General features: G+C 56.5%; 7 protein-coding genes. 5 read left to right on the top strand and 2 right to left on the bottom strand.

What is annotated here, in order from left to right; all coding sequences use genetic code 11:
- The first annotated feature begins 11 nt into the window (after nucleotides 1-11).
- From NFR47_RS06415 to NFR47_RS06395, 5 genes are all read left to right on the top strand, one after another.
- The gene (locus tag NFR47_RS06415; protein ID WP_251214744.1) at nucleotides 12-3083 is read left to right on the top strand and encodes a fibronectin type III domain-containing protein; all 3072 of its coding nucleotides are present in this window, start codon (nucleotides 12-14) and stop codon (nucleotides 3081-3083) included.
- A 33-nt stretch (nucleotides 3084-3116) separates the two neighbouring features.
- Nucleotides 3117-3530 (top strand): hypothetical protein, encoded by a 414-nt coding sequence (locus tag NFR47_RS06410; RefSeq protein ID WP_251214743.1) that lies wholly within the window; start codon nucleotides 3117-3119, stop codon nucleotides 3528-3530.
- Between the two features lie 290 nt (nucleotides 3531-3820).
- Nucleotides 3821-5548 (top strand): hypothetical protein, encoded by a 1728-nt coding sequence (locus NFR47_RS06405; RefSeq protein WP_251214742.1) that lies wholly within the window; start codon nucleotides 3821-3823, stop codon nucleotides 5546-5548.
- A gap of 270 nt (nucleotides 5549-5818) precedes the next feature.
- Complete coding sequence (locus tag NFR47_RS06400) at nucleotides 5819-6220, top strand: DUF3244 domain-containing protein (protein ID WP_251214741.1); 402 nt, start codon at nucleotides 5819-5821, stop codon at nucleotides 6218-6220.
- A 129-nt stretch (nucleotides 6221-6349) separates the two neighbouring features.
- Nucleotides 6350-7450 (top strand): cysteine peptidase family C39 domain-containing protein, encoded by a 1101-nt coding sequence (locus NFR47_RS06395; RefSeq protein ID WP_251214740.1) that lies wholly within the window; start codon nucleotides 6350-6352, stop codon nucleotides 7448-7450.
- An 82-nt stretch (nucleotides 7451-7532) separates the two neighbouring features.
- Here NFR47_RS06395 and NFR47_RS06390 read toward each other — a convergent pair whose 3' ends face one another.
- Together NFR47_RS06390 and NFR47_RS06385 are read right to left on the bottom strand one after the other, a co-directional pair.
- Nucleotides 7533-8762 carry a glycoside hydrolase family 88/105 protein gene (locus tag NFR47_RS06390; RefSeq protein ID WP_251214739.1) on the bottom strand — a complete coding sequence of 410 codons (1230 nt, stop codon included), beginning with the start codon at nucleotides 8760-8762 and terminating at the stop codon, nucleotides 7533-7535.
- Nucleotide 8763: 1 nt separating this feature from the next.
- Nucleotides 8764-13128: a two-component regulator propeller domain-containing protein gene (locus tag NFR47_RS06385; RefSeq protein ID WP_251214738.1), complete on the bottom strand. Its 4365-nt coding sequence runs from the start codon at nucleotides 13126-13128 to the stop codon at nucleotides 8764-8766.
- Nucleotides 13129-13139 lie beyond the last annotated feature (11 nt).

Here is a 13139-nt window from a genome sequence, read left to right as displayed (position 1 = left end):
ACAGTACAATTATGAAAAAGATATTCAGAAATCTGAAATTCGGGCTCATGCTCTGCGCGGGTGCGTTCGCCGCTTCCTGCTCGGACGTCGATGAAGCCATGAACGAGATTCCGTACACCCGCGTGCTGACCCCGCTGAACTTCGAGGCGGACGTCGACGCTGCGGTCGGCACGGACATCAAATTCTCGTGGAGCGCCGTGTCGAACGCCGACGCCTACATTCTGGAACTCTTCGAGGCCGTTCCCACCATCAAAGAAGAAGACGGCAAGGAAGTCGAGATATACGAAATGCCCGAAAACTTCGATTCGAGCAACGCCTACCAAACCGTCGAAGTGGCCAAGGACGGCGTGCCTTTCACGGTCAAGAACCTGGCTGTCGACAAGACATTCTGGGCACGTGTGCAGGGCGTCAGCGCCAAAATCGAGAGCTCGCGCTGGGCTTATCTGGTCGAAGCCGTTTCGACGTCGGCCGTCCGCTCGGCACTCAACCCCAAAGCCAAGGAACGTACCGAAACGACGGTGACCGTGCAGTGGGACCAGAATGCCAAAGACCCGAAAGACCTGACCTCCATCCGCTACGAGCTGGTGGTTCCGGTCGAGGGTGCTACGGCTACGGTCATGCCGCTCAGCGACGAACAGATCAGCGCCTGCGAAGCCAAAATCGAAAACCTCGAACCCGGCACCAACTACAAGTTCACGCTGCTGTTCGGCAAGTCGGGTTCGCGCGGCCACTTCACGGCCTATACCCGTCCCAGCACCGAGGGAACTACGAAAATCGCGAACAGCGCCGATTTCGCCGCAGCCATTACGGGTGCGACAGCCGATCTGAAACTCCTGCTTGCCTACAACGGAGGCGAAGCATACGACCTGACCAGCAGCATGACCAAACCGGCAGACAGCCCGGAATTCGACCCCTATACGTTCGCTTACGGGCTGGAAATCTACGGCGAATCGAGCCCCGAGGGAGCGAAACCCGTAGTGAAAGGTTCGTTCAAGGTGACCGGCGAAAATACGAACATCCATTTTGAAGATGTGCTGATCGACGGCGGCAACGAATGCGGCTACTTCATAACTACGGGCGCGACGCTCGGCAATGCCGAATTCATCAACTGCGAATTCACGGGCTTCACCAAGGGCCTTTGGAGCGGAGCCGACAAGTTCAACGTCGAAAACCTGATTTATGACGGCATCTATGCCCACGACATCAACCCCATCGGCTCGGCCGGCGGCGACTTCATCGACCTGCGTATCAAGGCCGGCAGCAAATACGGCACGATAGAGATCAAGAATTCCACGTTCTACGCATGCGCCCGCACGTTCCTCCGCTGCCGCGAGGGCGGTTCGGTCGGCACGGTCAACATTGCCAACTGCACGTTCAACCAGGTTACGGCGACAATCAGCTCGTCGAACAACTCCGGCATTTTCGAGTTGCAGAAATTCACGCCTGCGGCCGTCAATCTGACCAAGTGCGTTTTCCTCAACGAAAACCACCCCAACGAAGTGCCCGAGCAGGACGGCAAGCAATGGGTCAAACTGACCGGCACCAAGGACACGAATATCGCCCCCATTTGCGCAGGCAACTATTTCTATAATGTCGGCACCACGGACAAGAACGGGAAAAATTTCTTCCTCAACCAAAAGTCCAAAGACCTGAACGGCCAGGCGCTTACCCAGGAACTGGCTTTGGCCGAGGGAGGTATGATGCTTACAGAAGACCCCTGCACCAACTCCATCGCAGGCAAGCTGTATCTGAAAAACGGTGCCATCGCCGCCAACAAGGCGGGCGACCCGCGCTGGTGGAACGCATCGGCACCCGTAGTGGTACGTCCGACCGAACTGGAACCCATCGCCGAAGCTGCCGCCTGGGACTTCACCGACAAGACCAAGTTCGACACCGAAACGGTCGAAAACCAAACGATTATCGAGAACATCCGTATCTACGGCCCTGCCGAAATCGTCATGAGCACGGGTATCTCTTTCGCCCAGGCTGCGACCATCACCAACAAGGGCGTACCGACCGCCAGCGCATTCGAGTTCAAGGCCGACGGGTACGGGTCCATCGAAATGACCGCACAGGGCAAGAGCGTCACCTCGACGGTTCAGATCGTTGCAGGCGGCGACACCTACTCGATTATCGCCGACGGCAAACCCCACAAGGTAGTATTGGGCGACCTCGTCGGTGTAAACAGCATCTACGTACTGCCCGGCTCGGACAACACGTCGTTCACCCGTATCGCCTGGACCAAGGACACCACCCCGGAGAATACGGTCACAGCACTGGCTACCCCTGTGCTGACGCTTAATGAAACCAGCATCGACGAGGGAACCCAGCAGGCTGTTACCGCAATCTGGGAACGCAATGCCCACGCCGAAAAATACACCGTAACGTTCAACGGCACGACGACGGAGGTCACCGAACCCGCGTTTGAAATTCCTGCCGCAACGATTGCCGCGCTGGCCGCCGGCGAATACACGATTTCGGTAGTAGCCCAGCCGACCTCCACTTCGACCAAGTACGCGCCGTCCGAAGCGGGCGAAGCCAAGTTCAAGATTAAAAAGGTTATCGCAGGCGGTCTGGTTTCGCTCAAATGGAACTTCGACGACGAAGCATTCGCAGATGCCAAGGCGGTCATCGGAACGACCGACAACAAGGCCGCAGACACCTATTTCAACGGCCTGCATATCGAATCGCTGGGCGGCACGCTGAAAGTTGAAAACCGCGGAGACGACGGCTGGTTCCTGCGTACCGGCGGTGGCGGCAAAATAAACTCGCGCCGTGTATCGTTCGTGGTACCGAAAACCGGACCGGGCACGCTGAAAGTAACCGGAGCGAACCCGAGCGGAAGCACGACCGATGAAACCGAGCTCACCATAACCGCAAATATCAACAAAGGAGAGAAGATTCTGACCGGCAAACTCGTCGGCAAAGGCATCAAGGAAGTCGTCATCTTCGACGGAGAGGAACTCAAAGCCAACGATGTAGTCTACATCTACACGAGCGGCGGTATTCGCTACAAGCAATTTGAATATACCTATGTCGATCCGGATGCCGGCCCGACGCAGAAAGAACTCGTATGGGACTGAGACGACCCGAGCTTCACCGCAATCGGCGACAAGATGGGCTCCGATGGCTCGCTTACTGAAACGATTTCCGATTTGGTATGGAACGGGCTCACGATTCTGACCGGCTCCAAGACCAAATACGGAACAGCCTCCGTCAACGGAGAATCCCAAAAATTCATCCAATGGGGCGGCGGCAAGGCCAACGGCGACCGGTCGTGCTACTTTACGGCTCCCGCCTCGGGTAAGCTGACGGTTGTGGCATCGAATACCGGTTCTTCCGAAGATGCGACCCGCCTGGTAAGCGTTACCGTCAACGGCGAAACCTTCACCCAGGTCGGCGGCACGTCGTCGAACGCACCTACGACCTGCGAATTCGAGATAGAGGTCAGCGGAGCAACTCCGGTTTATGTTTATCCTTCGGGCAACGGACTGCGTTTCTTCAGCATCAAATATACGTATTACGAATAAATCCGTATCCGTAAAACCGTTTTGCAAAAACGGGCTGCCGATTTCGGCAGCCCGTTTTTCCGTTATTATTCGGCTTCTGCGTGCTCTCTGAAAGGGTTTCAAACCGAAGAATCCCGCAAACCTTTCAATGAATCGCAAATAAAAGCGATGCCGATAGCTGAAAAAGACCGATATGTTTTCTATCTTTGACTTCGTCGAAGATACTCCGTCTCGGCATAATCATACTGCGTTTGCTTCTGCACTCGACTTTTCGTATCTTTGTATTAAGTAGGATTACAGACTTTAGTACCATGAAGAAATCTTTAGCCCTATTGTTCCTTGCAATGCTGGCCGTGGCCTGCGGCGGTCAGAGACATATCAAACAACAGCTGGACCGCGCAGACGCGCTGATGATCGACCATCCGGACAGCGCACTGGAGATTCTCAACTCGATGGACCGCCGGGCCCTCGCAACACCCGAAAAGAAAGCCCGCCATGCGCTGCTGCTGTCGCAGGCTCTCGACAAAAACTATATCGACGTAGACAACGATTCGCTTGTCGACCAAGCAGTTCGCTACTACTCGCGCCGCGGCAACGACATCGAACGGGCGAAAGCCCACTACTATTACGCAGTAGTCAAAGGCAATGCCGCCGAATCGGGAACAGCCATCAAGGCGCTGCTTATGGCACGCGAACACGTCGTCAAAACCGACGATGACCGGATGAAGGCGCTGATTTACACCTATCTCGGCAACCTCTACTACGAACAATTCTGCTTCAGCGATGCCGCGACGGCCTATTCCGAAGCCGTCGACGCTTTCAAGAATACCGGACAAACATTCTACCTGCTCTACGCCATGCGGCGGAAAGGCGTTTCGCTCAGCCTTATCGACAAAAAGCCCGAAGCACTCGCTTGTTTGTCCGAAGCCAAAGAAATCGCTATCCAGGCTAATGATGTTAGTTCACTATTAGGTATCATGTCATCCTTAGGAGGAGTACAAATGCTATCAGACAGCGTAACCTCGTCATCCTACAAACATGATTTATTCAAACTATATGAGAAATATACCGATGGGAAAATTCCGTTCAACCATTATCCCACAGTCGGTTATACTTATTTTCTGGAGAAAAATCTTGATTCGGCCCGTTGGTATTATCACAATTATTATTTGCAATGCCCGGAAATTACCAACTTTAACGTAGGTATACTTTCCGTCATGTCTCAAATAGAGAGTCTATCGAAAAATGACAAAAAAGCATTAGAATATAAACAATTATACATCCGATATTCCGATTCTCTCAATACTATTTTTCAAAATAATTTACTACAATACTACGAACAAAGATACACAACTGAAAACTTAGAAAAAGAATATTCAACATTACAACTTATTCACCGATATGAAATAGCCTCTTTCGCATTAATCGCTCTTATTATTCTAAGCGGCTGCAGCGTTCTTATCGCTTCCCATAGAAGAACCTTACGGAAAAAGAACCGGAAAATCGCAGAGTATAAACGTTATGTGGAGGAAGGAAACGAGCACTACGCCCGACTGACGGAGCAATACAATGAAATCAGAAAGAACATCCATGTACAGGACGAGCAGTCGCAAGCTTTGTTCGCTCTGTTAGGCAACCGGATCAGAAGTTTGCAGCAACTCCTGGAATGGGCTTCGCTCTACGAAAAAAACACGGATAACTTCTACAAACATTTCAAAGAGCATATCAAAGTTGCATCCGGCAAAAACCGCGAACTGGCAGAAGACGTAATTGCCATCGCCAACATCTCATGCCATGGAATCATCGACTATTTGCAAAACAATTATCCGGCGCTTTCGCTGCATGAACTATGTTATTGCGGTTTTATCTGTTTGGGCTTCTCAGCAGAAAGCATCCGTATTCTCTACAACCATACGAATGTCTACAGCATTTATACCATGCGGAGTAAAATCCGGCACAAATTAGGATTGGTCAATCAGACTGAAAACTTGGAAAATCACATTCTTCATACAATGAAAGAATTAGGCCAAAATATATAATAAAAAGCAATAGGCTATAAATCAACAAGATACAAATAATATAACTAAAAAACCGAATATCAAACAATGTAATATATTAATATTCAGCATATTACATACAAACAAAGCAAATCAAAATCCAGCTATATGATTATATATTTACAAACAACTTATAGCTAAGCATTTACAAAAGGCCCTATCATATCAAATTTAACAGAATTCGGTAGCATATTTCGTCCCGAACTACTACTTTTGCAACTGGAAATTTTACTAATCTAAATCAAATAAAAGATGAAGAAAATCGTGATCCTTATCTTAAGCTTATTTTTAAGCAATGGGATTAATACATTTGGAGCTACTAAATATAAAGGGCCGGATGAAACTGAAAAAACAAAAGTTGATCTAAATTTTATTGGAGGTCACGATCCCAATTTGCGTCCTCGTTCGGTAGTACCTCAACCGTCTATTACGGCCGAATTGTTCGCTGACCAATTGGCTTTCTATTTCGATGATCCGGTAGGCGAAGTGGTCGTTACGGTAACGAATTCCTGCGGTCAGGTCGTGAGCGCCTGCACCTGCAACACGGATTTCGAGCCGATGACCATCCTCATTGTACCGACCGACCCCGATTTTTATCGGATTGAACTGGAAGGAGCCGGTTTCAAGGGTTACGGAGAGTATAGCCGCAATTAGTCGGCCGTAAGGCTTCCTCTTTCATGTTTTCATGGCTGCGGCAAATGTTTGCCGCAGCCAATTTTCCCCCGGACGGGAACGAATGCCGCCGGGAAAGATCGTTATTGCAATAACCTAAAACTACGGAATATGTCCTATCTGCTTTATCTTTTGTTGTCCCGTGTCGGCATCCGGATCAGCGAACTGCGGATTCGGACTATTTATGAGAGGCATCCCCTGCCGCACAGCATCCGGGCGCTCTGCGACACGCTGGACGAATTGCGGGTGCCGAACAGAATCTGCCGGCTGCAGTTCAACCAGTTCACGGCCCTCGGCAAACCCGTCATTATCATGGCCGGGCACGACGAATTCCCGTTCTTCCTGGTCGAGAAAACGGACGAAATTACGCAGCGTATTCTGCTTCGGGACGCATCGGGACAGAGTTCCGTCCTCTCTTTCGAGCAGTTCCGCGACATCTGGGACGGCAACGTGCTGATGGTCAGCAAGGACGAGCGGACAAGGGTCGAGGCCCGCATCGCCTATTTCTTTCGGCAATGTCTCGACCACATCGACCGGAAAGCCCGTTATTGGGTAACAGGAATCTTTTCCGCGCTGGTCGGCTGGACCGTCCTGCGGTCACACGAAGCCATCGACTGGGTTACCCTCGGGCTTCTTTCCGCTTTGGGACTGCTGACGTTCCGGCAACGTACCGATACGGCCGAAAAAGAGAGCGAAGCCGAACAGCTGAAATACACGCACGAAAAGTTGCTGAATTCGCCCGAAACTTTTTGGTATCTGCTGGCCCAGCAGCCCAAGATGGAGACGGATACCGAGGAGGCCAAGCCTATCAGCAACTACGCGGAAGCCGACCATACGCTGACCGTCATCATGAACCCCGCGTGTCCCAGCTGCGCAAAGGTACACCGGGCGATTTCCTCGGTGCAGAATTGCCGTATCGACCTGATTTTCTTAGTCAACAAAGGCGACAGCCGTTCCTACGACGCAGCCTTGCGGATCGTTTCTTCCGGCATCCAGGATACATGGCCCGAGACCGACCGCCTGATTGCAGGCTGGTACAAAACCCGCACCCTGCCGTCCGACGCGACCGTCCACCCCATGGCCCGCAAGGACTTGGAGGCGCAAATCGCATATTGCCGGCGTATCGGCATCGCCGAAACTCCCACGGTGCTGGTCGACAACCACCATCTGCCCGCCGCCTATCGGGCCGAGGACATCCGCTATATCTTATAGCGGCTCAACTTTTCAAACCATAAAACCGCCCCGGAATTCCGGGGCGGTTTTCATATCCGCGAGAGCGGGCAAAGTGCCCCGCCTACTTTTTCGTCAGCCGTCCCCGGGCGCGGTCGTATTCCATCGAAGCCCAGATAAAGGGGCCTACGCCCTTGCAGTCGTTCTCGATGATGGGCTCGGAGATATAGTAGTCGAACGAACCGTCGCGCATGTCCTTTCCGCCGAGTCCGGCCACCGCACAGCAGTCGGTTATGGAAATCGTGCCGTCCTCGTTTTCCCGCACGAAACGCTCCACGAAACGTTCGTACAGCCGCATCGCCTCCTCCTGCATCTCAGCAGGAAGATAGCCCAGCCGGACGCCTTTCAGCATGGCGTAAACGAACATAATGGAACCCGTGGCTTCCAGGTAGTTGCCGTCGCGGCCGGGCTGGTCCAGCACCTGGTACCACATGCCTGTTTCGGGGTCGGCGAACTTGGGAAGCACCTCGTAAATATGATTCAGAATATCGGCCATAGGCTGCGTCGTCTCGTCCACGCCGAAATATTGCAGCGTCTCGACAAGGGCCATGGCGTACCACCCCATTGCGCGGCCCCATGCGTGGGGCGTCTGTCCGGAGGTCTTGTCGCACCAGAACATCTGGCGCGAAACGTCGCAGGCGTGGCGATAAAGTCCCGTAGCCGGGTCATAAGTATGCTTGCCGACCAATACGAACTGGCTGACGACATCGGCTTTCAGATTCCCGAACAGCTCGCTTCCGCCCATCTTGCGCACCGCATATTCGGCATAGAACGGTTCGGCCATATAAAGGCCGTCGAGCCACATCTGGTGCGGATAGGCCAGCTTGTGCCAGAATCCCCCGTCGTCGTTGCGGGGATGCTCCTGCAACTGGCAGAAAAGCGTGTCGAGAACCTGGGCGTAACGTGCCTCGCCCGTGCGCTCGGCCAGGATGAAAAGGGGCCGGCCGGGGCAGATATGGTCGAGATTGTACTTCTCCTTCTTGTAGGTCAGCACGGACGCGTCGGGCCGCACGATGGTATCGTAATAGCGCCGGGCATACTCGTAGAAATCGGGGCGGTCGTAAGCGTCGGCCGCGTCGATCATGGCCAGCAGTTCAAGCCCTGTCGTGTAGTTCCACTTGATTTTGCCCGGGGCGATTCCGTCGAGCGACGTGGCCGACGGGTTGCGGGCGATTTCGCTTTCGGCCATCCGCACGGCCAGCGGTACGGGCGAATCGAGCAGGCTGCGACGTCCCGAGCAGGCAGCAGCGGCAAGCAGCAGCGCAGAAAGCGCAAAGAACAAGGTTCGTTTCATCTTATTTGGGGTCTTGGTTTTGTTTGAGATTGTGGGTTTTCAGATACTCGGCGGGCGACATGTGGAACTGCTCGCGGAAACAGCGGCTGAAATAGCCCGGATCCGAAAATCCCACCTTGTAGGCCACTTCCGACACGGAGAACTGCCCCGTGTGCAGCAGCAGTTTGGCCTTGGTGATGCGGTATTCCTTGAGCAGTTCGACAGGCGACTTGCCCGTCAGGCTCTTGAGCTTGTTGTACATGGTCGTGCGCCCCAGCCCGAGGTGCGACGCCAGCTGGTCGATGGTCAGGTCGGAATTTTCGATATTCTTGCTCAGCCACGACATCACCTCCTTCAGGAACTCTTCGTCGCGGTCGGTCACCACCACGTCTTCCACCACCAGTTCGGCAATCTTGTTGCGGGCCGACTGCGCGGAGTACTTCTCGAAAAGCGTCCGGCGCCGCGTGAGCAGGTTGTCGATACGGGCCAGCAGCAGTTCGATGCTGAACGGCTTGGTGATGTAGCCGTCCGCGCCGAATTCCATGGCCTTCAGCCGGTCGTCGGGCGAATGGCGGGCCGTCAGCATGACGATGGGAATGTGGCTCATCGTGAAGTCGTGGCGCACCTTGTCGATCAGCTCGATTCCGTCCATGCGGGGCATCATCAGGTCGGTCACGATGACGTCGGGCATTTCGGCGCGGATTTTCTCCAGCGCCTCCACCCCGTCGTCCGCCTCGATGACGGCATAGGTATCAATGAGGCTATTATAGATAAAGACGCGCAGCTCGCGGTTGTCCTCGACGAGCAGGATTTTCTGCGCATCGGCAGGCGGCCGCACGTCGGTCCGGCGCTGGCTGTCGACCGACGTGAAGTCGCTGACCATGTAGGCAGCCTTGCCGTCGGGCCCCGCCGACCCCGAAAAGTCGATCTGCTCCATCCCGAAATGGGCGTTGCCCGTCTTGAGTTTCACCGTAAAGGCCGACCCCTCGCCCGGGGTGCTCACCACCGATATTTCGCCATGATGCAGCGCCACGATTTCGCGGCAGAGCGAAAGACCGATGCCCGAACCCTTCATGTTGCTGTCGACGGCGCGCGACGCCTGCACGAAACGCTCGAAAATATGATTCTGCTTGTCGCGCGGGATGCCTATGCCCGTGTCGCGCACGGTGAGGGTTACACAGTCCTCGGCGTCGCGCTGAGCGATGATGACCTCGATTTTGCCGCCCGCAGGGGTGAATTTCAGCGCATTGGAAAGCAGGTTGTAGATGACGCTCTCGATGCGCTCCGTGTCGACCCACACCAGCACCGAGCGCCGCGAGACGGTGAAAAGCAGCTCGATTCGCCGCTCGGCCGCCATTTCGCGGAAATCGTCGAGCGCATCCTCGACCACAGGCACCAGGTCGACGCGCGAAATCTTCAGCTCCATCTTTTCCTTGACAATCTTGCGGAAGTCGAGCAGCTGGTTGATAAGCGTCAGCATCCGTTTGGCGTTGCGGTGGGCCAGCGTCAGGCTGTTTTCGCCGCGCGGCGAGAGTTGGTCGTGACGCTGTACGTCCTCGATGCCGCCCAATATCAGCGTCAGCGGCGTCCGCAGTTCGTGCGATATGTCGGTAAAGAAGCGCAGTTTGAGGTCGGTCATGTCCTGTTCGACGCTCGCGGCGCGGCGCATGCGCACCACCGATCCGAAGACCCGCAGGCATACGAACGCGATTCCGAGCGCCAGCAGTACGTAGAGCGTCTTGGCCCACCACGATAACCAAGGGGGGGGGAGAATTTCGATGCCCAGCCGGATGCCCTCTCCGGCCGTATCGGCATGACCTACGAACGCCTTGACATGGAGCGTATAACGGCCCGCAGGAACATTGGAATAGGAGGCCCGGTTGACAGCGCCCGAAAGGTTCCAGTCGCTGTCGTAGCCCTCCAGCTTGTACATGTAGCGAACGGCATGCTGCACCGCATGGTTCAGCGCCGCAAAGCCCACCCGGAAGTTGGCATAGTCGTGCGGGAGGACGATTTCCCGCGCTTCGGGTACCGCTACGTCGAGCGGCGAACGGGGCCCGGCAGTCACCGGCTTGTTCCGCACGTCGAGCGACGTAAAGCGCAGATTGCAGTCGGCCGGGGCCGAACGGATGCGGTCCGGCTCGAAACGGTAAATACGGCGTCCGCCGCCGAACAGCACGCTGCCGTCGGGCAAGGTCAGCGCCGTGGCTTCGCTCAGAATGGCGTTGCGCATCCGGTCGTAGAGATTGTAGGCGTCGAAACTGCCCCGCCCGACACGAAAGCGCAACACGGCGTTGTGGGTCGACACCCACAGGTCGCCCTGCCTGTCCTCGGCGATGGCCATACAGATATTGCTCGGCAGTCCGTCCGACAGGTCGTAGCACCGGAAGCGCGGCGTCCCGTCGGCATCGTAGCGCTCGATGCAGTTGAGCCCGCCGCCATAGGTCGCCAGCCAGATACGCTCCTGCGAATCCTTGAGCATGTGGATGATGTCGTTGTTGCCCAGCGACGACGCGTCGCCCGGAATCTTCTGCACCAGCCGGAAACGCATCTGCTTGTAGCCCGCTCCCGGGTCGAAAATCAGCAGTCCGTCGACCGTCGCGGCGAACATGCGGTCCGGGCGGTCGAACAGCAGCCACCGCACGCGCCCCGCCTCGTCCAGCGGATAGTGCGTCAGCTGATTGCCCGCATGGATGAAACGGTCGCCCTGCGGGTCGTCCAGCACGTTGATGCCGCCGCCGTAGGTCGCCACCCAGATGCGGCCGCGGTCGTCTTCCTCGACCGAGTAGACCCGGTCGTCGTTGAGCGAATAGGGGTCGGTTTCGGAGTGAACATAATGGGTCACGGCGAACCCCTCGCCGCGCGGGGTCAGCTTGTAGAGCCCCTCGCCCTTGGTTCCCACCCAGATACGGCCCGCACGGTCTTCGCGCAGGGCGTAAATCATGCCGGGATTCCTGAGCGGCAGCCGGTAGAGCGGCCGCCCGTTCCCGCCATAGGCAATCAGTTCGCCGTCGCGCGTGCCGACCCATACCCGTCCCCGGCTGTCGCTGAGCAGCGCACGGATTTCGCCCGAAAAGGAGGTGCCGCCCGGCGAATCGAGCGTGAAGACCTCGGCAGGCTGTTCCAGCAGCACGGCTTTGCGCAGGCCGCGCTCGTAATAGGTCGAGAGCCACAGCACATCGTCCTGCACGTCGAAGCGGACCACGGCGTTGGTCATCTGGCAGTCGGGGCGCCGGGGGTCGTTGTAGAACGGTTCGATGCAGTCCTTCTTGCGGTCGTAGTAGCCGAAGCCGTATTTGTTCATCTTCACCCAAAGGCGTCCCCCGCCCTCGGCAATGCGGGTCAGCGTGTCGAGGTTGTAAGAGACCGTATAGGGTTCCTGCTCGAAATGTTTGTAGTCGTCGGTAGCCGGGTTGTAGCGCGTGATGCCCGCCTCGGTCGTTGTGACCCACACCACTCCGTGCGAATCGGCCGTCAGACTGCGTATGCGGCGGGGTTTGGGCCCCCGCGGGGCCAGGGGTGCCAGGCGGCCGCCCGCCACGCGGTAGAGCTCGCCCGAACGCGACCCGACGTAGATTTCGCGGCGGACGGAATCGGCGGCGATGGCCGTGAGCATGTTGCTGCCGCCAGCCAGCCGCTCTGCCTTGCCGCTCCGGAGGTCCGCCCGGACCACTCCCCGCGACGTGGCGCAGTAGACCCCCGCCGAATCGGCCGCAAAGTCGAACGCCGGGGCCGGAAGTTCGCACACGGTGCGGACACGCCGGCGGTCGTCCGCCGCCACCCGGTTAAGTTGGCCGTCGGCCGCGGCGATCCACGCCGCGCCGCCCGCGTCGATGAACATGGCCGTGACGTCGCCGCCCAGCACAGGCTCGTCCAGCAGCGCATCGACCTGCACGGGCGAAGCGTCGGCCCGCCCGGCGAACCGCACCACGCCCTGTCCGGCGATGGCCACCCACGTGCCGCCCTCACGGTCGTGCAGGCAGTGGGTCGTCCGGTAGTGCTTGGCGTCGAACCCCTCGATGAGGGCCGCGACGTCCTCGAACTGCTCCGTGAAGCGGTTGAAACGGTAGACATGCAGATTGTAGGTCGTGAACCACAAGTGGCCGTTGGCGTCCTCGCTCACCGAGACGAAACGGTGGTGCGACAGCGGCGAGAAATCGCCGGGCACGGCGTTGAAGTTGCGGAACGCATACCCGTCGAAACGGCTTACCCCGTACCACGTGCAGACCCACACGAAGCCCCGCGAATCGGTGTAGATGTCGGCGATGCGGTCGTGCGTGAGCCCGTCGAAGGTGGTGTAGAACTGAAAAAGGCACTGCGGCGGCTCGGACGCGCCGACGCGCGGCGCTCCGCAGCAGAGCAGCAGCAAAATCAAAAGCCGTTTCATCGTTGCAAAAT

The organism is Alistipes muris (assembly GCF_943193205.1).
Classification (GTDB): Bacteria; Bacteroidota; Bacteroidia; order Bacteroidales; family Rikenellaceae; genus Alistipes; species Alistipes muris.
The sequence above is the reverse complement of the archived record's forward strand: the minus strand, read 5'-3'. Positions and strand labels throughout refer to the sequence as shown.